The organism is Sphingomonas sp. BK345 (genome assembly GCF_014193845.1).
Taxonomy (GTDB): domain Bacteria; phylum Pseudomonadota; class Alphaproteobacteria; order Sphingomonadales; family Sphingomonadaceae; genus Sphingomonas.
Genome location: NZ_JACHZX010000001.1, coordinates 559,387 through 580,725 on the forward strand (window position 1 = coordinate 559,387; position 21,339 = coordinate 580,725).

The window sequence follows — 21,339 nt, forward strand, 5'->3', positions numbered from 1 at the left end:
CTCCAGCGATCCGCACGTCTCGACCCGACGCACTGTTCGGCCCAGGGCTCCTGCCTTCGCACGAGCACGGCGCAGGGGACGGGACCGTCGGCGCTCGGGCGGCGACCGCGCGCCGCGGACGCGCCGATGTCCCGACCGCTCACTCGACCACCTGTTCGATGGCGCCGAAGATCGTGTGGTGGCGATCGTCCTCGGCCCAGATCCGCACCGTGTCGTCGCGTTGCAGGAAGCGGGTGGTCGCCTCACCGCCGCGCAGCGTCTCGACCGCGCGCTGCTCGGCGATGCAGGAGTAACCCAGTCCCCCCTCGCTCACCGGGCGGCCGGGACCGCCCTTGGCGTCGCGGTTGGAAACGGTGCCCGAGCCGATGATCGTGCCCGCGCCGAGCCGGCGCGTCCGCGCCGCGTGTGCGATCAGCGCGCCGAAGTCGAAGGTCATGTCCTCGCCCGCCTCGGCTCGGCCGAACGGCTGGCCGTTCCGCTCGACCATCAGCCGGCGGTGGAGCTTGCCGTCCCGCCACCACGCGCCAAGCGAATCGGGCGTGACGAACACCGGCGAGAAGGAGGAGGCGGGCTTGGACTGGAAGAAGCCGAAGCCTTTCGCCACCTCGCCCGCGATCAGCCCGCGCAGCGACACGTCGTTGGTCAGGCCCACCAGCCGGATCAGCCCGAGTGCGGCGTCGCGTGTCGTGCCCTGCGGTACGTCGCCGGTGACGACCACGACTTCGGCCTCGAAGTCGGCGTCCCAGCTCTCGTCGGCGAGCGCGATCGGGTCGCGCGCGCCGAGGAAGGAGTCCGAGCCGCCCTGGTAGAGCAACGGATCGTGCCAGTAGCTCTCCGGCAGCGCGGCGCCGCGCGCCTGCCGCACCAGCGCGACATGGTTCACATAGGCCGAGCCGTCGGCCCATTGATAGGCGCGCGGCAGCGGCGCGGCAGCGTCATGCTCGTGAAAGCGCGCGCGCGGAATCGCCTCGTTGCGCAGATCGGTGGCGAGCAGCTCGAGTGTGGGCGCGACGCGCTCCCAGTCGTCCAGCGCGGCCTGGAGCGTGGGGCAGAGGTGCGCCGCGTCGGCGTACCAGGCGAGGTCGTCCGAGACCACGACGAGGCGACCGTCGCGCCCCTCTTTCAGGCTGGCGAGTTTCATGCGCTGCTCCTCTCCGCGTTAGGCGTATCGCGATTGTTGAGCCGACGCCACCGGAGACGGCATAGCCGTCCCCGCGCTCGGAGCGACGCGACGTGGTCGACGACTCACCGTCTATAATGAGAGACCCGGTCGCTCGGCTCGACACGCTCCCCGACCGGCCCATGCGACAGCGGAGATTGTAGATGAGCACGCTGCTATCCGACCTCACCTTACTGATGTCGAGTATGACGGATGCCCGACCGACTAGGTTTTTACCACGGCCGAATTCCGTCCCGGTGCTACGAGCAAAAGACGATTGGATGACCAACGGTGCCAGCCAAGACGATGCCGTCCTCGACTTTCACCACATGCGCCCCAAGCAATTCGCTCGTGAGGCCATGAAAATGTTTAATCGCGGCGATATCGATATTGACCAGTTATTCCAGATGAAGTGGCATGCAGGCGGCTTATTCATGAACTCACCAGCATGGGATACAGTGGAAAACTCGCCACGCGACTTCGTTAATGATTTTTCTAGTAACTTAGCCTTCTACCAGCAATCCGGCAGAACCAAGAATGCCGGTTTCGTTTCCGGCGTTTTAGACACGTTACGCAAGTATCAGCTGGCTTCTTGATGAATGTGCTGGCCGTAACCATGTTACGACCAGCATCATATAACTTGATGTAGATCTGCGTACTCACGCCACTAGCACCAGTGCCGCCGGATGTCTCATAGTAGAATTTTCCGCCTCCGGTTTCCCCGTCTAACTTCCAATATTCAATGTAGCCAATGACGGTTTGACCTGCGCTGCAGCTCTCACGTGCCGTAGCAGTTCCGCCACGGATCGTGTCCTCTTGATAATTAGCTGAGAATGGAAGATAATTCCCCTTGTACGACGCTTTTCGCCAGGAAGCATAACCCATCTCGACAACGGCGACTCGGAAGAATTTACCCCCGTAGTTGTATGTCGTGCTCATACTTCCGGCGGGATACTCCCAGCCACCCCCGGCCGTCGTCGACGCCATGGCATAGATCGCTAACTCTGACACGTCCGGCGCGGCCTCTTGTGGGCGAAGCGGCCGCTCACGTGGCGTCGCATCCTGGTTCCACTGCCGAAGCTGAACGCGTTGGCCCGCCTGCGCGCTCGACGCGAGCGCCACAGCGCAGATCACGCTAATACATTTTTTCTTCAAAGAGACACCTCATTATTAAGTGACCAATCCTCAAAGCAGTCACATTAACGATATAGGTGAAACAGTTTGCGCGACCCGTCATCACAGCTGTTTATTCCTAGATCTTTCACTTTCCGAAAACTTGCCAGCGACACCAACAGGCCGAGCTTGAATTGCCAACCAAAGATACTGCCCTACTTTCACATTCGATCACCCCGCCAGCAGCGCGCGCACCTTTCCGGCCAGTGCCTCCATCGCGAAGGGCTTGGTGAGCAGCCCCATGTTGGGCGCGAGCTGGCCGCCGCCGATCACCGCATTCTCGGCATAGCCGGTGATGAACAGCACCTTCAGCGCGGGCATCAGCGCCAGCGCGGCATCGGCGACCTGGCGGCCGTTCATCTGCCCCGGCAGGCCGACGTCGGTCACCAGCAGGTCGGGCCGCGCGCCCGCGCCGAGCAGCCGCAGCGCCGCCGCGCCGTCGCCCGCCTCCAGCGTGGCATAGCCCAGCCCGGCGAGCACCTCGACCACCAGCATCCGGATCGTCGGCTCGTCGTCGACGACCAGCACCACCGGCGTGCCCTGCGCCGCCGGCGCTTGGTCGAGCGGCAGCGCCGCCTCCTCCTCACCGCCGGCCGCGCCATAGTGCCGCGGCAGGTAGATGCAGACGGTCGTCCCCTGCCCGACCTCGCTGTAGATGCGCGCCTGCCCGCCCGACTGGCGCGCGAAGCCGTAGATCATCGACAGGCCCAGCCCCGTCCCCTCGCCCAGCGGCTTGGTGGTGTAGAAGGGATCGAAGGCGCGCGCCTGCACCTCGGGCGTCATGCCCGTGCCGGTATCGCTGACGCAGAGCGAGAGATACTGGCCGGGCGGCAGGTCGCGCTCGCGCGCCCCGCGCTCGTCGAGCCAGCGGTTGGCGGTCTCGATCGTGATACGGCCGCCCTCGGGCATCGCGTCACGCGCGTTGATGCACAGGTTGAGCAGCGCGTTCTCGAGCTGGTTGGGATCGACCAGCGCGTCCCACAGCCCCGCCGCGCCGACCACCTCCAGCGTGATCGCCGGCCCGACGGTGCGGCGGACCAGATCCTCCATGTCGCTGACCAGCCGGTTGACGTCGGTCGGGCGCGGGTCGAGCGTCTGCCGGCGCGAGAAGGCGAGCAGCCGGTGCGTCAGCGCCGCGGCGCGGCGCGTCGCGCCCTGCGCTGCGGTGACGTAGCGATCGAGCTCGGCGACGCGGCCCTGCGCCACGCGCACCTGGATCATCTCCAGCGCGCCCGAGATGCCGGTCAGCAGATTGTTGAAATCGTGCGCGAGGCCGCCGGTGAGCTGGCCCACCGCCTCCATCTTATGCGCCTGGCGCAGCTGCTCCTCGGCGCGCATCAGTTCGGTGGTGCGCGCCTCCACCTCCTGCTCGAGATGCGCGGTGAGATCGGCCAGCTCGCGCTCGGCGCGGCGGCGCTCGACCGCGTCGCGCGTCCGCTCGGCCACCTCGCGGACGAAGCCCTGTTCCTCGTCGGTCCACCGACGCGGCTGGGCGTGGTTGAGGTACAGCAAAGCGACAAAGCCGCCCTGCTCGGTCACCGGCATGTTGATGAAGGACATGGCGGCGAGCTGGCGCAGGCCCTCGGCGGTGTCGCGCGTGCGCGGGTCGAGCCGCACGTCCTCGATCGCGACGGTGACGCCGCGCTTCAGGTCCTCGATGTACGAGCCATAGTCGCGGAAGTGCAGCACCGCGGGGAGCGGATCGATCCCCGGCGCGCAGAAGGCGCGCTCGGTGGTGATCGTCTCCGCCACCGCGTCGACGATGCCATAGCCGGCGCGGCTGACGTCGAGCGCGCGGCCCAGTACCTTGGCGGCGGCGAGCGCGAGGTCGCCGGCGTCGCCGGGCTCGCGCAGCCGGTCGCCCAGCTCCACCAGCGCGGCGAGGCGCAGCTCGGCCCGCTTGCGCTGGTCGATGTCGAAGCTGACGCCGGGGAAGTGGACCGCCGCGCCCGCGGCATCGCGGTCGACGCGCCCCTGCGCCGCGACCCAGCGCGTCCGCCCCTCCGCGTCGACGAGGCGATACTCGGCCTCGAACGGCGCGCCGCTGGCGATGCTGTGGTCGATCGCCTCGCGCACGCGCGGCAGGTCGTCGGGATGGATGCCGCCGAAGAAGTCGGCGATCGGCGCGCCGTCGCGCGCCAGCTCGGGGGCGACGCCATATAGCGCGGCGAAGCCGACGTCGGAGGTGACGCGATCGGCGCGGATATCCCAGTCCCAGCGCCCGATGCTGGGCGCCTCGGCGGGCGCGCGTGGGCGCGGCGTCGATACGGGTGGTTGGGTCATGTCAGAGAGGCTGCTCGGGGAAGGTCACCCCCGTCCAAACACCATCCTGGGCCAGGGGTTCAACGCCGCGACCTTGACTTTTTGCTGCACCTGCGCCATCTGCGCCGCATCGAGACGTATGCAGCGTGATCGGGCCCTCGCGGGCTCAGGCTCCGTCTCGGTTGTTGTTTCAGGGCTTCCCAAGTCACGCGGGGCGTCATTCTCCCCCCGCCACCCGTGCGTCCTCGCGGCGCGCGGTGGGCCTGTTTCGCAGGATTTTCACATGTCATTCTCCCATCTCGGCCTGGCCGAGCCGCTCGTCCGCGCGCTCGAGGCCAAGGGCTATAGCGAGCCCACCCCGATCCAGCGCGACAGCATCCCGCTGCTGCTCGAGGGCAAGGACCTGCTCGGCATCGCGCAGACCGGCACCGGCAAGACCGCGGCCTTCGTGCTGCCGTCGATCCAGCGCCTGTCCGAGGCGAACAAGCGCGTGCTGCCGACGCACTGCCGCATGCTGGTGCTGGCGCCGACGCGCGAGCTGGCCAGCCAGATCGCCGAGTCGGCGCGCGGCTACGGCCAGTTCTCCAAGATGTCGGTGGCGACCGTGTTCGGCGGCACCAGCATCGCCAAGAACCGCAACGACGTCGCGCGCGGCGTCGATATCCTGGTCGCCACGCCGGGTCGCCTGATCGACGTGATCGAGCAGGGCTTCCTCAACCTGTCGATGCTCGAGATCCTCGTGCTCGACGAGGCCGACCAGATGCTCGACCTCGGCTTCATCCACGCGCTCAAGAAGATCGTGCGCATGCTGCCGCGCAAGCGCCAGTCGCTGTTTTTCTCGGCGACGATGCCGCCGTCGATCCGCCAGCTCGCCGACCAGTTCCTCACCGATCCGGCGACCGTCTCGGTGGTGCCGCAGTCGACCACCGCGGAGCGCGTCGACCAGTCGGTGATCTTCTGCAACCAGACCGAGAAGCAGGCGCTGCTCACCATCCTGCTGCGCGAGACCAAGATCGACCGGGCGCTGGTGTTCACGCGCACCAAGCACGGCGCCGATCGTGTCGTGAAGCTGCTCGCGGGCAACGGCATCGCCGCCAACGCGATCCACGGCAACAAGTCGCAGCCGCAGCGCGAGCGCGCGCTGGCGGCGTTTAAGGCGGGCGAGGTGCCGATCCTGGTTGCCACCGACATCGCCGCGCGCGGCATCGACGTCTCGGGGGTGAGCCATGTGTTCAACTTCGAGCTGCCCAACGTGCCCGAGCAATATGTCCACCGCATCGGCCGCACCGCGCGCGCCGGACGCAGCGGCGAGGCGATCGCCTTCTGCGCGGACGACGAGCGACCCTACCTCAAGGACATCGAGAAGCTGACTCGCCAGAAGGTGACGCAGCATGAGCTGCCCGAGGACTTCCTGCGCCGCGCCGAGCAGCTCAAGAGCGAGCGCGTCAAGGCGATCGGCGCCGATCCCGCGCCGCGCGAGGACCGTCCGTGCGGATCGCGTCCGCCGGCGCGTCCGCGGGCCACGCACGCGCCGCGCCCGACCGCGGGCTCGCCGCAGGGCCGCAACTACGCCAACGCGAGCGCCGGTCCGGCCGGCGGCAACGGCGGCGGCAATCGTCGCCGTCGCGGCGGTCGCGGCCGCGGTGCCGGCGGCGGTGCGGGAGCGCCTGCGGGGCGGTAAGAGCGACACTGACGTTCTGAGAGGTGACTCGGTCCTCCCCTGCAAGGGGAGGTGGCAGTGCGTCGCACTGACGGAGGGGTGTCGCCGGCGGTGAGTCCTCCCGACCTCGCCGGCCGGGTCACCCCTCCGTCAGGCCTGCGGCCTGCCACCTCTCCTTGCAGGGGAGGACCGACGTGCGCCGCGTCCCTGCTCGGCTACTTCGCCGCCTTGCGCAGCGCGAGCCGCACCAGCGCGTCGAGCCCGGCGCTCGCGCCCAGCTCCTCCTCCGCCGCGGCGACCGCGGCGCTCGCCTCGGCGGGGCGGAAGCCGAGGTTGAGCAGCGCCGACACCGCGTCAACGCTCGCCCCCGCGGGCACCACCTGCGCCGCCGCGGCCGGGCCAAGCGCGACGCCGCCGACCTTGTCCTTGAGCTCGCGCACGATCCGCTCGGCCAGCTTGGGGCCGACTCCGTTGGCGCGCGCCACCGTCGCCTTGTCCTGCGCCATCACCGCGCGGCTGAGGTCGTTGGGCTCGAGCGCGGAGAGGATCGCCAGCGCGACCCGCGCCCCCACCCCCTGCACGCCGGTGAGCAGCCGGAACCAGTCGCGCTCGGCCGCGCTGGCGAAGCCGACCAGCCGCAGAAAATCCTCGCCGACCAGCAGCTCGGTATGGACGAGGCAGGCCTCGCCCGCGGGCGGCAGCGCGGCGAGCGTGCGCGCCGAGGCGCCGACGAGATAGCCGACCCCCGCGACCTCGATCACCGCGTGGTCGATCCCGGTCGACGCGACCAGCCCCTTGAGATGCGCGATCATGCGCGCGGCGTTAGGCGATGCGGGGCCGGCCGTCGATGGGAATGGCGGTCCGAGGCTCCCTCTGTCGGCGCCAACGGTCTGATCGCACGCCGTGTGCTCCTATCACCGTCGTCCCGGACCTGGTCCGGGATCCACTCGTCGGCGAGAGTAACGCCTCCTAAGTATGCGGCACGGTGGATCCCGGAACGGGTCCGGGATGACGGAGCGAGAGAAACGTTTGCTCCTCCGCTCAGAACGCAGCAGTGATCGTGGCGAACACCTGGCGCGGCGCGACGGGGAAGAAATTGTACGTCCCGCTCGCGGCGCCGATGCTGATCGTGCTGGCGCCGCGCTGGTCGGTGAGATTGGTGACGTTGAGGCTCACCCCCAGCTTCTTCGCCAGCCCCTCGCCCGACAGCGGCATGTCGAAGCCGATCCGGCCGGAAAGCGTGAAATAGCCCTTCACGCTGAGGTCGTTGGTATAAGTGGCATAGCGCTTGCCGATATAGTCGCCGATCAGCTGCAACTCGACGCCGTCGGTGCGCAGCGTCGCCACCGTTTTGTTGAGCCACTCGGGCGAGCCCGGCACCTTCTTGCCCGCGGTCGGCACCACCGTCTGCGCGGCGCCGACGGTGTAATCGTCGTCGTAGCGCGAGTTGTTGTACGACAGGGCATTGTACAGCGAGACCGTGTCGCCGAAGCGCAGCGTGCCGGCGACGTCGACACCATCGGTGGTCACGCTGCCGACGTTGGCGAGGATGGTCGCGCCGCTCGCCACCGCGCTGATCGTCTGGGTCGGGCTGACGCCCAGCAGCCGGTTCGAGAAGTCGACGTGATAATAGCTGATCTGGCCCTCGAAGCCCGTGACCGGGCCGAGATCGAGCGCGCGGCGGGTGCGCACGCCGCCCTCGTAGGTCCAGCTCGTCTCGGGCTTGGTCTGGTCCTTGAACGCCTCGAACAGTGTCTGGCTGCCCAGCGCGAAGGGCGACAGGCCCGCCGCCGCGCTCGTCTGGAACTGGCGGATGTTCTTCTGCGCGTTGACGAACACCTGCTCGCTCGCGGTGACGTCCCAGAGCACGCCCGCCTGGGGCAGGAACCACTCGTCGGTGTTGAGCCGGCCGACCGGCAGCTCGCGCGAGCCGGTGAACGAGCCCGGGATCGGCTGCACCGGCACCGCCTGGCGCGCCTTCTGGAAGGTGCTCTTGAAGCCCGCCTGCACCAGCAGCGTCGGCACGACCTGCCAGGCGTCCTGGATATGCGTCTGGATTTCCTCGACGCGCACCTCGCTGCCGTACTGCGTGATCAGCGGGTCGGCGTAGCTGTTGGGGCGGCGGTAGACCGAGCTGGGGTCGTTGATGTCGAAGGCGTACCAGCGGCGATAGCTCGACGAGCTCTGCCGCTCGTACCAGCCGCCCAGCTCGATCTGGTGGTTGCCGAGCTCGACCTTGAGCGTCGACAGGCCGCCGTAGCGATCGATGCGATATTCGGTGGTGCGCGTCGCCAGCCCGGAGTTGCCGAAGATCGTCGACAGCCGCGCGAGGTTGGTCGGCGAGGTCGGGCTGCTCCCGGCGGCGCCCGGGTAATAATAAGAGAACAGCAGCGGCAGGCCGGCGGCGGTGATCGGGCCGGCGATGATGCCGACGCCGTCATTGTGGTGGAAGTACACCTGGTTCGACCAGGTCACCCGGTCGGAGGCGCGCCAGTCGTATTTGGCGTAGCCGAGATAGTCGGTGCGCAGCGCGCCGCCGTAATAGTTGCTGTAGTTGCTGCCCGCGGCGGCATAGCTGGGCGCGCCGTTATAGGCATATTGATTGTTGAAATATTTTAGCGTGTTGGCCAGGTCCGAGTAGAGGAACGGCCGGATATAGGGCTGGAACGCCTGGTTGGCCGCGACGACGGTGGCATCCTCGTTGGGCTCGGTCTTGTCCGAATAAGCGAAATAGGCGGTCAGCTTGCCACGGCTGTCGTCGTGAACCAGCTTCGCATTGCCCTGCCAGCCGTTCTGATAGCCGTTGAAGTCCCACGCCCGCGCGCGCTGGCGCACGCCCGAGACGTAGAGGCGCGTGTTCTGCCCGATGTCGCCGCTGTCGAGGCGCAGATAGGAGCGCGTCGCCTGGTAGCTGCCGACGGTCTGCGCCGCGGTGAGGCCGAAGTCGGCGCGCGGGTCGCTCGAGAAGGTGTCGATCGTGCCGCCGAGGTTGCTGGTCGAGGCGGTGCCGAGGTCGCCCGCGCCCGAGGCCAACGTGACGCGGCCGACATTCTCCGAGATGATCGCGCGCTGTGGGCTCAGCCCGTTGTAATTGCCGTATTGCTGGTCGCCGAGCGGGACGCCGTCGAGCGTGTAGCCGAGCTGCTGCGCGTTGAAGCCGTGGATGAAGAGCGAGATGTTCTGCTCGTTGTTGCCCCACGGGTCGGCGGTCAGATAGGTCACGCCGGGCAGCGTCTGGAGCGCCTTGAGCGGGCTGATGCCGGGCAGAATCTTCTGGATTTCGACGTTGCCGATCTGCGTGACCGATCGGGTCACCGCGCCGGTGACGACGACATCGGTCGCGGCGGTATCATCGGTCGTCGCCGGGTCGGCGCCCGCGCCGGAAGCCGGGTCCGCGAGCGCAGCGGCGGCGGCAGCGGGCGCGGCGCCCGTGCCGTCGCGCACGATCTGCGAGTCCTGCGCCGCGGCGGGCACCGCCGGGAAAGCGAGCGCGGCCGCGCCCGCGAGCAGCATCGTACGGTTCATGTGATCGTTCCCCAGCGGGCGCTGATCCGCCCGTCTGCGGTGCGCTGTGCGAGCGTCATCTTGCGGCGCGATGACGTTACTGGGTCAGTTCAATGACATGCGGTGGGAGGTGGGTGGAGAGATGAGTCTCACGCTGCGTCTCACCGACCGCGTTTGCTCGATCGCGCCACAGCGGCTGGCTACCCACGTCCGTCAGACCGGACTCGGTCCGGAATCCACCGTGCCGCTCATCCTGCAGGCGTTGCCCTTGCGGAGCAGTGGATCCCGGAACAAGTCCGGGACGACGGAAGAAGGTAGGGAGGGCCGACGTAGGCCGCGGCCCCCTCGCTTCTCGCCCCCTTCACACCGCCGCGGTGATCGCCTTCAGGTCGACGATCGGGCGCGCGCCGAAATGCTGGATCACCTCGGCGGCGCAGATCGCACCGAGCGTCAGCGACGCCTCCAGCGACTTGCCGCGCGCCTGGCCGAACAGGAAGCCCGCCGCGAACAGGTCGCCCGCGCCGGTGGTGTCGACCACCTTGTCGATCGGCTGCGCCGGCACCGTGACGCGCTCGTCGCCCGCGATCGCGGTGGCGCCGCGCTCGCTCAGCGTGACCACCACCAGCGGCACCTTGTCCTTCACCGCCGCGATCGCCGCCTCAACGTCGCCCGTCTCGGTCAGCGACATGATCTCCGCCTCGTTGGCGAACAGCAGGTCGATCAACCCGGCGTCGATCAGTGCGTGGAAGGCGGCGCGGTGGCGGTCGATGACGAACTCGGCGGAGAGCGTGAAGGCCACCTTGCGCCCCGCCGCGCGCGCGACGTCGATCGCGGCGCGCATCGCCGCGCGCGGCTCCTCCGGATCCCACAGATAGCCCTCGAGATAGAGGTAGCGCGCGTCCGCGATCAGCGCGCGGTCCAGCGCCGCCTCGGGCAGATAGTGCGAGGCGCCGAGGAAGGTGTTCATCGTGCGCTGCCCGTCGGGCGTGACGAAGATCAGGCAGCGGCCGGTGGTCGGCGCGCCGGCGCGCGCGGGCGTGTCGAAGCGGATACCCGCGGCGCGGATGTCGTGCGCGAAGACGTCGCCGAGCTGGTCGTCGGCGACCTGGCCGATGAAGGCGCAGGACGCGCCCAGTGCCGCCATGCCCGCGATCGTGTTCGCCGCCGACCCGCCCGAAACCTCCTGCCCCGGCCCCATCTTGGCGTAGAGCGTGTCGGCTTCCTCGGGCGAGAAGACCAGCGCCATCGCCCCCTTGGTCATGCCGTTCTCGGCGACGAAGGCGTCGCTCGCGGGCGAGAGGATGTCGACGATGGCGTTGCCGATCGCGACGACGTCGTAACGGGGTTCGGTCAAGGGAATGGTCCTGCTGTCCGGGAAAGCGCCCGCCTATCCGGCGCCCGCGGCTTGCGCAACCGCGGCGCAGGGCGCATCGCTGCGCCACGATGCTGCGCGCGCTGCTGCTCTCGATCGGTCAGCTCGGCGACCCGCCGGTGCTGCGCGTGTTGGCGCAGTCGCTGGCGGTGACGCTCGCGCTGTTCGCGGCGCTGGCGCTCGGCCTGTGGTGGCTGGTCGACGCCGCGCTGGCCGGCTGGGCCTATCACGGCGCGATGGCGGGGCTGGCCGCGGTGATGGCGACCGCGCTGGCCTTCTGGCTGCTGTTCCGCGCGATCGCGATCCTGGTAGTCGGACTGTTCGCCGACAACATCGTCGCGGCGGTCGAGCGGCGCCACTATCCCGCGGCGGCGGCGAGCGCGCGCGAGGTGCCGCTGGCGCGCGGGCTGGCGATGGGGCTCGGCTCGGCGACGCGCTTCGTGCTGGTCAACCTGCTGCTGCTGCCGGTCTATCTCGCGCTGCTCGTCACCGGGGTCGGCACCGCGGCGCTGTTCTTCCTGGTCAACGCGTGGCTGCTCGGGCGCGACCTCGGCGACATGGTGGCGGCGCGCCACCTGCCGCGCGCGGCGATGCGAGACTGGCGCGCGGCGACCGGCGGGCGCCGCTTCGTGCTGGGGCTTGCCGGCACCGCGCTGTTCGTGGTTCCGCTGCTCAACGTCCTCGCCCCCGTGCTCGGCGCGGCGATGGCGACGCATTTGTACCACGGAGCCCGTCGATGATCCCGTCCCGCCGTGTCGCCGCGCTGCTCCCCGCGCTCGCGATCGCGGGCTGTACCGCCACCGCGCCCACCACCGCGCCGCGGCCGCAGCCGGTCGCGGCGGCGCTGCCGAGCCTCGGTCTGGAGAGCGTGATCGGGCAGGACGCCGCCGCGCTGGTGCGCAGCTTCGGCCCGCCCGACGCCGACGTGCGCGAGGGCACCGCGCGCAAGCTGCAATTCTCCAGCGCGATCTGCATCCTCGACGCTTATCTCTATCCGCCCAGCACGGGCAGCGGCGAGGCCAAGGTGACCTGGGTCGACTCGCGCCAGCGCGACGGCCGCTCGATCGATCGGGCCAGCTGCGTCGCGGCGCTGGCGCGGCGGGAGGGAGGGAAGTAGCGGCGGTCAAGCGTCAGCGAGGCAGGCGATAGAGACGCCCTACCCGCCGTCGTCGCTCGCGCAGATCCTCCCCGGCACGGGGAGGGGGACCATGCGAAGCATGGTGGAGGGGGGGCTTCCACAAGCGCTGCACTGTGGGGAGAACCCCCTCCACCACCGGCTTTGCCGGCGGTCCCCCTCCCCGCCGAGCGGGGAGGATCTGCGCGGGAGCAACCCCTCCCTTCCGCGCTGGCCCTGGCGCGCGCGCTCGCCTAGGCTCGGCCGCGACAAGGGGGCGTCGGGTGGCGGATAACGGGATCGCGGTCAGCGCCGAGGCGCTGGTGAAACGCTACGGCGAGCGGCGCGTGGTGGACGGCGTCGATCTCGTGGTACCTGAAGGCGCGATCTACGGCGTGCTCGGCCCCAACGGTGCGGGCAAGACCACGACGTTGCGCATGCTGCTCGGCATCATCGAGCCCGACTCGGGCAAGCGCCGCCTGCTCGGCAGCGACGCCCCGCGCGACGTCGGCGACCGCGTCGGCTATCTGCCCGAGGAGCGCGGGCTGTACCCCTCGATGACCGCGCGCGAGGCGATCGCCTTCATGGGCGCGCTGCGCGGGCTGGAGTGGCGCACCGGCCGCGCGCGCGCCGCCGAGCTGCTCGAGGCGGCCGGGCTGGGCCACGCGATCGACGGCAAGATCCGCAAGCTCTCCAAGGGCATGGCGCAGCTGGTCCAGCTGCTCGGCGCGGTCGTCCACCGCCCAGACCTGCTCGTGCTCGACGAGCCGTTCTCCGGGCTCGACCCGGTCAACCAGGAGCGGCTGGAGGCGCTGATCCGTGCCGAGCAGGCGCGCGGCGCCACCATCCTCTTCTCCACCCACGTCATGCAGCACGCGCAGCGGCTGTGCGACCGGCTCGCGATCATCGCGCGCGGGCAGCGCCGCTTCGAGGGCACCGTCGACGAGGCGCGCGCGCTGCTGCCGCAGCACGTCCATTACGTGCCGCACCGCGCCGACCCGGCGATCGCCGCGCTGCTCCCAGCCGACGCGCGTAGCGACGGCGAGGGCTGGCGCTTCCAGCTCCCGCCCGACGGGATCGAGGCGGTGCTCACCCGGCTGATCGCGGCCGGTCACGGCATCGCCGGCCTGTCGATCGAGCGACCGGGGCTGCACGAGGCCTTCGTGCGAGTCGTCGGCGAGCAGGAGGCGCGCGCGTGACCCAGCTTCGCCGCCATCTCCGCCAGACGCTGACGATCGCGCGCCGCGACTTCGTCGCCACCGTCTTCACCCCGATCTTCCTGCTGTTCCTGTTCGCGCCGCTGATCATGGCGTCGTTCGGCGCGGTCGGCGGCATGGGCGCGGCGAGCGCGTCGGACAGTTCGGCCGCGCGCACCCGACTGGTGGTGCTGCTGCCCGCCGCGACGGCGCGGCGCGTGCTCGACGCCGACGCGCGCTGGCGACCGCTGCTCGCCGGCGACTCGCGCCAGCCGCAGGTCGAGGCGCGCGCTCCCGCCCCCGATCCGGCGCGTCAGGCCGCCGCGGCGCTCGCCGCGGGCGCGCACGGCCACGATACGGTCGACGTCGCCGCGGTGCTCTACGGCCCGCTCGATCGCCCGGCGGTGCTCTACGCCGCGGGCAGCCGCGGCGGCGCGCGCTACCTCGCCGGCCTCGCGCGCGATGCCGCGCTGGCCGAGCGCGCCGGCACCGCGCCCGCGGCGGCGACGCTCACCGCGGTGCAGACCAGCGCGCCGTCGCAGGGCGTGCGCAAGGCGACGGGCTTCTTCGCGGTATTCGGGATCTTCTTCCTCACGCTGTTCCTGTCCGGCCAGGTCGCCGGCACGATGGCCGAGGAGCGCAACAACAAGGTGATCGAGGTGCTCGCCGCCGCGGTGCCGCTGGAGAGCGTGTTCCTGGGCAAGCTGGTCGGCATGTTCGGCGTGGCGGTACTGTTCGTCACCTTCTGGGGCGTGGTGATCAGCCAGCTCGGCGCGCTGCTGCCCGGCGACATCGGCGATTCGCTGCGCACGCTCGCGCCCGCGGTGGGCGGCGGCTGGTTCGCGCTGCTGTTCGGCGGCTATTTCACCATGGCCTATCTGCTGCTCGGCTCGGTCTTCCTCGGCGTCGGCGCGCAGGCGGCGACGATGCGCGAGATCCAGATGCTGTCGCTGCCGATCACGATCATCCAGGTGGCGATGTTCGCGCTCTCCTCGGCGGCGATCTCGCATCCGGGCAGCTGGGTGGCGATGCTCGCCGAGCTGTTCCCGCTGTCCTCGCCGTTCGCGATGGCCGGCCGCGCGGCGAGCGACTCGGCACTGTGGCCGCATGCCGCCGCACTGGCGTGGCAGGCCTTGTGGGTAGCGATCTTCATCACCGTGGGCGCGCGGCTGTTCCGTCGCGGCGTGCTCCAGTCGGGCAGCCCGACGCCGGCGTGGAAGCGGCTGTTCAACCGCCGCTGAGTGGGTGGATCGACACCGTATACGGCATCTTCGCTGTCGCATTTATGCAACGCTCGGCGACAGTGTTGCAGCGCAGGACGAAAGCACTTTCCGCTGTCATGTAAGAGACATAATCGGAGGTCATCGGCGCGCCCAACGACGACGAATTCCGTCGCGCACCAGGCCATGCGCCATAGGGGACATCATCCGATGCGAAACAACCTTCTCGTAGGCGCGGCGCTGGTCGCACTCGTCGCGCCCGCCGCTGCCATGGCGCAGGAAACCACCTCGACGATCCGCGGCACCGTGACGGGCGACGGCGCCCCGGTGGCCGGCGCGACGGTCGAGGTCGTCAACGTCCCCTCGGGCACGCGCTCGACCACCACCACCGACTCGAAGGGCGGCTTCAACGCCACCGGCCTGCGCCCGGGCGGCCCCTATTCGATCACGGTCCGTGCCACCGGCTATGCCGACACCACCGTCACCGACGTGACCACGATCGTCGCGCAGACCTTCGACCTGCCGATCGAGCTGACCGCCGAGGGCACCGACATCGTCGTCACCGCGGCCTCGATCCCGAGCGCGCGCACCGTCAGCCAGGGCCCGGCGACCGTCCTCAACGCGGAGAAGATCGGCACCATCGCCTCGGTCAACCGCGACATCCGCGACCTGATGCGCCGCGACCCGCTCGCCCGCCTCGACGACACGCCCAGCGGCGGCCGTGCGGTCAGCTTCGCCGGCCAGAACGCGCGCTTCAACCGCTTCACCGTCGACGGCGTGCCGATCACCGACAATTTCGGGCTCAACCCGGACGGTCTGCCGAGCCGCCGCTCGCCGATCCCGCTCGACGCGATCGGCCAGTTCCAGACCAAGGTCGCCCCGTATGACGTGCGCGAGGGCAACTTCCAGGGCGGCGTCGTCAACGTCATCCTCAAGTCCGGCACCAACGAGTTCCACGGCACCGGCTTCTACTCCTATTCGGCGGACGAGCTGAGCGGCACCAAGACCAAGGCGGGCCCGGGCGTGCCCACCGGCGAGGTGATCCTGCCCAACTACAAGTATGAGAATTACGGCGCCGAGCTCTCCGGCCCGATCATCAAGGACCGGTTGTTCTTCATGGTCGCGGGCGAGCGCCTGCGCGCGCCGCGCCCGATCGCCGAGGGTCCCAGCGACGCCAACGCCGGCACCACCATCCCCAACCTGTCACTCGCCGACATCAACAACGTCTCGGCGATCGCGCAGTCGCGCTACGGCTATGACACCGGCGGCGTCGTCAGCAGCAACCAGGACAAGGACGACCGCCTCGTCGCGCGGATCGACGCCAATCTGTCGGACACGCAGCGACTGGCGCTGACCTACAGCTACGCCGAGGACTCGATCGTCCTCACCAACAACACCAGCGCCAATCCCAGCTCGCCCAGCCTCGGACTCGCGTCCAACGCCTATCTTCAGGGCAACAAGCTGCACACCGGCGTGATCCAGCTGAACTCGGACTGGTCGGACAGCTTCTCCACGGAGGCGCGCGGCTTCTACAAGAAGTACACGCGCATCCAGGACCCGCTGCAGGGCCGCGGCTTCGCCGAGATGCGCGTCTGCACCGCACCGACGTCGGACCGCGCCAACCCCGGCGCCGCGGGCGCCGGCGCCTCGCTCAACTGCGCGCCGGGCTATGCCACGGTCTCGTTCGGTCCGGACGTGTCGCGCCAGTTCAACGCGCTTAGCACCGAGACTTGGGGCGGTACGCTCCAGGCCCGCGTGACCCGCGAGGGCCATGACCTGCGGATCTTCACCGACATCCAGCACGTCGACGTGTTCAACGCTTTCCTCAGCTCGTCTAGCCCGCGCGCCGGCACCACCGGCTCCTATTATTTCGACTCGCTGGCCGACTTCCAGGCGGGCAACGCGCAGCGCTTCGGCTACACCAACGCGGTGCCGTCGCTCGATCCGAACAACGCCGCGGCGCAGTTCAACTATTGGCAATATGCCTTCGGCGTGCAGGACGTCTGGAGCATCACCCCGACGCTGAACTTCGCCTACGGCATGCGCTACGACCTGTACGGCAGCCACAGCCGCCCGCCGCTGAACGCCACCTTCACCCAGCGCTACGGCTTCACCAACCAGGCGTTCCTGTCCGGCCGCGGGCTGTTCCAGCCGCGCTTCGGGTTCGACTGGAAGCCGGTGCGTGAGATCAGCCTGCGCGGCGGCATCGGCATCTTCGGCGGGGGCGCGCCCGACGTCTACACGTCGAACAGCTTCTCCAACACGGGTATCGCGTCCAACGTGATCGACGTGCGCCAGATCAACAACGGCACGTACGAGGGTACCGGCCTGCCGTCGCAGGCGGTCGGCCAGGCGATCCTGAGCAACGTCAACGGCGGGACGATCCCGACCGCGGCGAACACCTATCTGGCCGGCGGCGTCTCGGCGGCGGCGACCAACGCGGTGGCGCCGAACTTCCGCCTGCCGTCGCAGTGGCGCGGCACGCTGTCGCTCGACTACACGCCGCAGTTCCTCGGCGGCGGCTGGACCTTCGGCGGCGACTTCTTCTGGTCGGACGTGCGCGACCAGGTGTTCTGGACCGACATCCGCTCGGTCCCGACCGCGGCGCGCACCCCCGACGGTCGCGTCCGCTACACCTCGCTGACCACGCCGACGGACACGTTCAACGACATCCTGCTGACCAACACCGGGCGCGGCCGCAGCTACGTCGGCGTCGCGCGGATCAACAAGCAGTTCGACTTCGGTCTCTACCTGGGTGCGAGCTACACTTACCAGAACATCAAGGATCGCACCCCGGCGACTTCGTCGACCGCCGGCTCGAACTATGCCAACGGCGCCTTCCTCGACGCCAATGGCGCGGCCTATGGCACGTCGAACGACGAGGTCCGGCACAACTTCAAATATGACGTGACGTTCGATCACGCCTTCGTCGGCGACTACAAGACGCGCCTGTCGCTGTTCGGCGAGACCCGCATCGGTCGCCCGTACAGCTACACGATGCAGGACACGTCGAGCGGGCGCAGCGCGATCTTCGGCACCACCGGTTCGAACTCGCGCTACCTGATGTACGTGCCGACCGGGATCGACGATCCCCTCGTCACTTATGACAACCCGACCACGGCGGCGACGCTCAACCAGTTCTTCGAGGACTCGGGGCTGGCCAAGTACCGCGGCAAGATCGCACCGCGTAACGCGTTCAACTCCAAGTGGTTCACCCGGATCGACCTGCACGTCGGCCAGGAGGTCCCGACCTTCGTGGGCAACTCGCGCTTCGAGGTGTTCGCGGATATCGAGAACTTCACCAACCTGCTCAACAAGAACTGGGGGCAGATCCGCGAGTATCAGTTCCCCTATACCGCGGTGGCGGCGCGGGTGAGCTGCGTGACGGTGGGCAGCAACACCTGCGCCCAGTATCGCTACGCACTGCCCAACGCGACGCCGAGCGACACGATCTACGCGTCGCAGTCGCTCTACACGATCCGCGTCGGCGCCCGCTTCACCTTCTAAGCTCGCCGCCCGTTTGACCCGACCAGGCCGCCGTCCCAGTCCGGGGCGGCGGCCTTCCTTTTGCGCCAAGCGGTTCGCCGGTGTAGAGGGGGACGCGATGGCGACCTCCGCGACCCATGCGCCCCCCGCGCCTACCGCTTCCGCCCCGCCCCCGACCAGCGCAGCCGCGCCGGTGCGCCAGCTGCCCGCGCGCCAGCTGTTCGTGCGCCCCTTCTTCGAGGACAAGGCTGCCGCCTTCTGGAAGCTCCAGGCGGCGGGCTGGACCGGCTACATGCTGCTGCGCTCGGTCTCGTCGCTGTCGGTCAGCTTCACGCTCAAGTCGATCGTGCCGGTGATCATCGAGTCGATCGTGGGCTACTGCATCACGCTGCTGCTCTCGACGCTGTACGGCTTCTACCGCCGGCTGCCGCGCGTGACGGGCATCATGCTGTCGATCTTCACGCTGTCGGCCGCGACCTTCCTCTACGCCACGCTCGACGCTTTCTCGTTCAGCCTGATCAAGCTCGCCGCGCCGGGCATCGACCTGTCGGTGCTGCTCGCCACGCTGTTCCTCAACTTCACCGTGCTGGCGGGCTGGTCGGCGCTGTATTTCGGCATCAACTTCTACCTGATCGTCGAGGACCAGATCGATCAGATGGAGCATCTCGAGAACCAGGCCTCGAGCGCGCAGCTGGCGATGCTGCGCTACCAGCTCAACCCGCATTTCCTGTTCAACACGCTCAACTCGATCTCGACACTGGTGCTGCTCAAGCAGACCGAGCGCGCCAACGCGATGCTGTCGCGGCTCGCCTCGTTCCTGCGCTACACGCTCGCCAACGAGCCGACCGCGCACGTCACCGTCGCGCAGGAGGTGGAGACGTTGAAGCTGTACCTCGAGATCGAGAAGATGCGCTTCGAGGAGCGGCTGCGCCCCAAGTTCGAGGTCGACGCGGCGGTCGAGAAGGCGCGACTGCCGTCGCTGCTGCTCCAGCCGCTGGTCGAGAATGCGATCAAATATGCCGTCACGCCGCAGGAGGATGGCGCCGAGATCTGCGTCACCGCGCGGCTCGTCGGCGACAGGGTGCTGCTCGGCGTATCCGACACCGGTCCGGGCTTGATGCCGACCAAATCGCGGCCAAGCCTTTCCACCGGCGTCGGCATCGCCAATATCAGGGAACGGCTGGCACAGGCTTACGGGCCTGACCACCGCTTCGATGTGCGGGCCATGCCGACGGGCGGGTTCGGGGTCGAGATCGAGATCCCGTACCAGCGCGACGTACCGAATAGAGAGGTGTGATGACCATTCGTACCATCCTCGTCGACGACGAGCCGCTCGCGATCCAGGGGCTCGAGCTCCGCCTCGCGGCGCACGACGACGTCGAGATCATCGCCAAGTGCCAGAACGGGCGCGAGGCGATCAGCGCGATCAAGACCCACAAGCCCGACCTCGTCTTCCTCGACATTCAGATGCCGGGGTTCGACGGTTTCTCGGTGGTGCAGGGACTGATGGACGTCGAGCCGCCGCTCTTCGTGTTCGTCACGGCCTATTCGGACCACGCGATCCGCGCCTTCGAGGCGCAGGCGACCGATTATCTGATGAAGCCGGTGGAGGAGGCGCGGCTGGCCGACACGCTCGACCGCGTGCGCCAGCGCCTGTCCGAGCGGCAGAGCGTCGGCGAGGCGGAGAAGCTAAAGGAGGTGCTCGCCGAGCATGCGCCGCAGGCGGCCGCTGAGATGGGCGACGGCGGCGGCGACGCGGTCAACGCCAGCCGTTTCGAGAAGATGATCAACATCAAGGATCGCGGCCAGATCTTCCGCGTCGACGTCGACACGATCGAACGGATCGACGCCGCGGGCGATTACATGTGCATCTACACCGGCGACAACACGCTGATCCTGCGCGAGACGATGAAGGATCTCGAGAAAAGGCTCGACCCGCGCCGGTTCCAGCGCATCCACCGCTCGACGATCGTCAACCTCGACCTCGTCAAGCAGGTCAAGCCGCACACCAACGGCGAGTGTTTCCTGGTGCTCGACTCGGGCGCGAGCGTGAAGGTGAGCCGCAGCTACCGCGACGTGGTGGCGCGCTTCGTCCATTGAGCGACGCGCCCGTCCGCGTCGACGCGCTCTACCGTTTCGCGCGGCTCGACGACCCGCACGCGCTGCGTGGCCCGCTGCTGGAGATCGCGCGCGCGGGCGGCGTGCGCGGCACGCTGCTGCTCGCGAGCGAGGGGGTGAACGGCACCGTCGCGGGCACGCCCGCGGCGCTCGACCGGCTGCTCGCGCCGATCCGCGCGCTGCCGGGTGGCGCGCTGTCGCTCAAGCACAGCTGGGCGGACGCCCCGCCATTCCACCGGCTCAAGGTAAAGGTGAAGCGCGAGATCGTCACGATGGGCGAGCCGGTCGACCCGCTCACCGAGTCGGGCCACTATGTCGCGCCGGCCGATTGGAACGCGCTGATCGACGATCCCGCCACGCTCGTGATCGATACGCGCAACGCCTATGAGGTGCGAGTCGGCAGCTTCGCCGGCGCGGTCGACCCGGGCACCGCGAGCTTCGCCGACTTTCCCGCCTGGTTCCGTTCCAACCGCGACACGTTGCTGGCAGGCAAGACGCGCGTGGCGATGTTCTGCACCGGCGGCATCCGCTGCGAGAAGTCGACCGCGCTGCTCAGGCGCGAGGGCATCGAGCAGGTCCACCATCTCGACGGCGGCATCCTGCGCTATCTCGAAGAAGTGCCCGCGGCGGAGAGCCGCTGGTCGGGCGAATGCTTCGTGTTCGACCAGCGCGTCGCGGTCGGTCACGGCCTCACGCCGGGGACGCACCTGCTGTGCCACGCCTGCCGTATGCCGGTGAGCCCGGGCGACCGCGCCTCGCCGCTGTATGTCGAGGGGGTGAGCTGTCCCGCCTGCCACGACTCGCGCGGCGACGCGCAGCGCGCCGGCTACGCCGAGCGCCACCGCCAGCAGCGGCTCGCCGAGGCGCGCGGCGAGGCGCATGTCGGACGTCAGTTCGAGGGGTAAGCGGTGTTCCTGCTCATGCAGGAACCCGGGGTTACTCAGCGACGGGCCCGCGCCCCCGAGGCTCCTGCGTGCGCAGGAGCACGGTACCCGCTCCGCTCCGCCCCGTTAGGGCGTCCCCCCTCTTCCGTCATCCCGGCCTTCGCCGGGATGACGGAAGAGGGGGGAGGTGC

Annotated in this window: 16 protein-coding genes; 10 read left to right on the forward strand and 6 right to left on the reverse strand. The window is 69.1% G+C overall.

Features of this window, described 5'->3' with window-relative positions; translation table 11 throughout:
• Positions 1–139 precede the first annotated feature (139 nt).
• Positions 140–1,141, reverse strand: a complete 1,002-nt coding sequence (locus FHY03_RS02500; RefSeq protein ID WP_183928534.1) for a fumarylacetoacetate hydrolase family protein — start codon at positions 1,139–1,141, stop codon at positions 140–142.
• A 182-nt stretch (positions 1,142–1,323) separates the two neighbouring features.
• Here FHY03_RS02500 and FHY03_RS02505 point away from each other — a divergent pair, with 182 nt between their 5' ends.
• Positions 1,324–1,755: a hypothetical protein gene (locus FHY03_RS02505; RefSeq protein WP_183929280.1), complete on the forward strand. Its 432-nt coding sequence runs from the start codon at positions 1,324–1,326 to the stop codon at positions 1,753–1,755.
• On the opposite strand, the gene FHY03_RS21390 is transcribed toward FHY03_RS02505, so the two are convergent.
• Together FHY03_RS21390 and FHY03_RS02515 are read right to left on the reverse strand one after the other, a co-directional pair.
• The gene (locus FHY03_RS21390; protein ID WP_409314148.1) at positions 1,655–2,293 is read right to left on the reverse strand and encodes a DUF4879 domain-containing protein; all 639 of its coding nucleotides are present in this window, start codon (positions 2,291–2,293) and stop codon (positions 1,655–1,657) included. The two genes, FHY03_RS02505 and FHY03_RS21390, sit on opposite strands and share 101 nt — an antisense overlap.
• 210 nt (positions 2,294–2,503) lie before the next feature.
• Positions 2,504–4,615 (reverse strand): ATP-binding protein, encoded by a 2,112-nt coding sequence (locus FHY03_RS02515; RefSeq protein ID WP_183928538.1) that lies wholly within the window; start codon positions 4,613–4,615, stop codon positions 2,504–2,506.
• Between the two features lie 262 nt (positions 4,616–4,877).
• Here FHY03_RS02515 and FHY03_RS02520 point away from each other — a divergent pair, with 262 nt between their 5' ends.
• Positions 4,878–6,275: a DEAD/DEAH box helicase gene (locus FHY03_RS02520; RefSeq protein WP_183928540.1), complete on the forward strand. Its 1,398-nt coding sequence runs from the start codon at positions 4,878–4,880 to the stop codon at positions 6,273–6,275.
• A gap of 194 nt (positions 6,276–6,469) precedes the next feature.
• On the opposite strand, the gene ruvA is transcribed toward FHY03_RS02520, so the two are convergent.
• The 3 genes from ruvA to FHY03_RS02535 all read right to left on the reverse strand — a co-directional run bounded on the left by ruvA (position 6,470) and on the right by FHY03_RS02535 (position 11,112).
• A complete protein-coding gene (gene ruvA, locus FHY03_RS02525) occupies positions 6,470–7,066 on the reverse strand; it encodes a Holliday junction branch migration protein RuvA (protein WP_183921689.1) in 597 nt (198 codons plus the stop codon).
• 229 nt (positions 7,067–7,295) lie between these two features.
• Positions 7,296–9,779 carry a TonB-dependent receptor gene (locus FHY03_RS02530; RefSeq protein ID WP_183928542.1) on the reverse strand — a complete coding sequence of 828 codons (2,484 nt, stop codon included), beginning with the start codon at positions 9,777–9,779 and terminating at the stop codon, positions 7,296–7,298.
• Between the two features lie 340 nt (positions 9,780–10,119).
• Complete coding sequence (locus FHY03_RS02535; RefSeq protein WP_183921691.1) at positions 10,120–11,112, reverse strand: adenosine kinase; 993 nt, start codon at positions 11,110–11,112, stop codon at positions 10,120–10,122.
• A gap of 89 nt (positions 11,113–11,201) precedes the next feature.
• Here FHY03_RS02535 and FHY03_RS02540 point away from each other — a divergent pair, with 89 nt between their 5' ends.
• The 8 genes from FHY03_RS02540 (at position 11,202) to FHY03_RS02575 (ending at position 21,169) form a co-directional block, all read left to right on the forward strand.
• A complete protein-coding gene (locus tag FHY03_RS02540; RefSeq protein WP_183928544.1) occupies positions 11,202–11,870 on the forward strand; it encodes an EI24 domain-containing protein in 669 nt (222 codons plus the stop codon).
• Positions 11,867–12,247, forward strand: coding sequence for a hypothetical protein (locus FHY03_RS02545; RefSeq protein WP_183928546.1), 381 nt, complete (start codon positions 11,867–11,869; stop codon positions 12,245–12,247). Before FHY03_RS02540 ends, FHY03_RS02545 begins: the two co-directional genes overlap by 4 nt.
• A 281-nt stretch (positions 12,248–12,528) precedes the next feature.
• Positions 12,529–13,443: an ATP-binding cassette domain-containing protein gene (locus FHY03_RS02550; RefSeq protein ID WP_183921694.1), complete on the forward strand. Its 915-nt coding sequence runs from the start codon at positions 12,529–12,531 to the stop codon at positions 13,441–13,443.
• Positions 13,440–14,681, forward strand: a complete 1,242-nt coding sequence (locus tag FHY03_RS02555) for an ABC transporter permease (RefSeq protein ID WP_183928548.1) — start codon at positions 13,440–13,442, stop codon at positions 14,679–14,681. The genes FHY03_RS02550 and FHY03_RS02555 overlap by 4 nt, the downstream gene beginning before the upstream one ends.
• A 189-nt stretch (positions 14,682–14,870) precedes the next feature.
• Positions 14,871–18,167 carry a carboxypeptidase regulatory-like domain-containing protein gene (locus FHY03_RS02560; RefSeq protein WP_183928550.1) on the forward strand — a complete coding sequence of 1,099 codons (3,297 nt, stop codon included), beginning with the start codon at positions 14,871–14,873 and terminating at the stop codon, positions 18,165–18,167.
• Between the two features lie 97 nt (positions 18,168–18,264).
• Positions 18,265–19,443, forward strand: coding sequence for a sensor histidine kinase (locus tag FHY03_RS02565; protein WP_183921697.1), 1,179 nt, complete (start codon positions 18,265–18,267; stop codon positions 19,441–19,443).
• Positions 19,443–20,246 (forward strand): LytTR family DNA-binding domain-containing protein, encoded by an 804-nt coding sequence (locus FHY03_RS02570; RefSeq protein WP_183921698.1) that lies wholly within the window; start codon positions 19,443–19,445, stop codon positions 20,244–20,246. The genes FHY03_RS02565 and FHY03_RS02570 overlap by 1 nt, the downstream gene beginning before the upstream one ends.
• Positions 20,243–21,169 carry a rhodanese-related sulfurtransferase gene (locus tag FHY03_RS02575; RefSeq protein ID WP_183928552.1) on the forward strand — a complete coding sequence of 309 codons (927 nt, stop codon included), beginning with the start codon at positions 20,243–20,245 and terminating at the stop codon, positions 21,167–21,169. Before FHY03_RS02570 ends, FHY03_RS02575 begins: the two co-directional genes overlap by 4 nt.
• Positions 21,170–21,339 lie beyond the last annotated feature (170 nt).

Coding starts and splice junctions, on each gene's coding strand:
- FHY03_RS02500 (WP_183928534.1), bottom strand. CDS start 1,141: ATGAAACTCGCCAGCCTGAAAGAGGGGCGCGACGGTCGCCTCGTCGTG.
- FHY03_RS02505 (WP_183929280.1), top strand. CDS start 1,324: ATGAGCACGCTGCTATCCGACCTCACCTTACTGATGTCGAGTATGACG.
- FHY03_RS02515 (WP_183928538.1), bottom strand. CDS start 4,615: ATGACCCAACCACCCGTATCGACGCCGCGCCCACGCGCGCCCGCCGAG.
- FHY03_RS02520 (WP_183928540.1), top strand. CDS start 4,878: ATGTCATTCTCCCATCTCGGCCTGGCCGAGCCGCTCGTCCGCGCGCTC.
- ruvA (WP_183921689.1), bottom strand. CDS start 7,066: ATGATCGCGCATCTCAAGGGGCTGGTCGCGTCGACCGGGATCGACCAC.
- FHY03_RS02530 (WP_183928542.1), bottom strand. CDS start 9,779: ATGAACCGTACGATGCTGCTCGCGGGCGCGGCCGCGCTCGCTTTCCCG.
- FHY03_RS02540 (WP_183928544.1), top strand. CDS start 11,202: ATGCTGCGCGCGCTGCTGCTCTCGATCGGTCAGCTCGGCGACCCGCCG.
- FHY03_RS02545 (WP_183928546.1), top strand. CDS start 11,867: ATGATCCCGTCCCGCCGTGTCGCCGCGCTGCTCCCCGCGCTCGCGATC.
- FHY03_RS02560 (WP_183928550.1), top strand. CDS start 14,871: ATGCGAAACAACCTTCTCGTAGGCGCGGCGCTGGTCGCACTCGTCGCG.
- FHY03_RS02565 (WP_183921697.1), top strand. CDS start 18,265: ATGGCGACCTCCGCGACCCATGCGCCCCCCGCGCCTACCGCTTCCGCC.
- FHY03_RS02570 (WP_183921698.1), top strand. CDS start 19,443: ATGACCATTCGTACCATCCTCGTCGACGACGAGCCGCTCGCGATCCAG.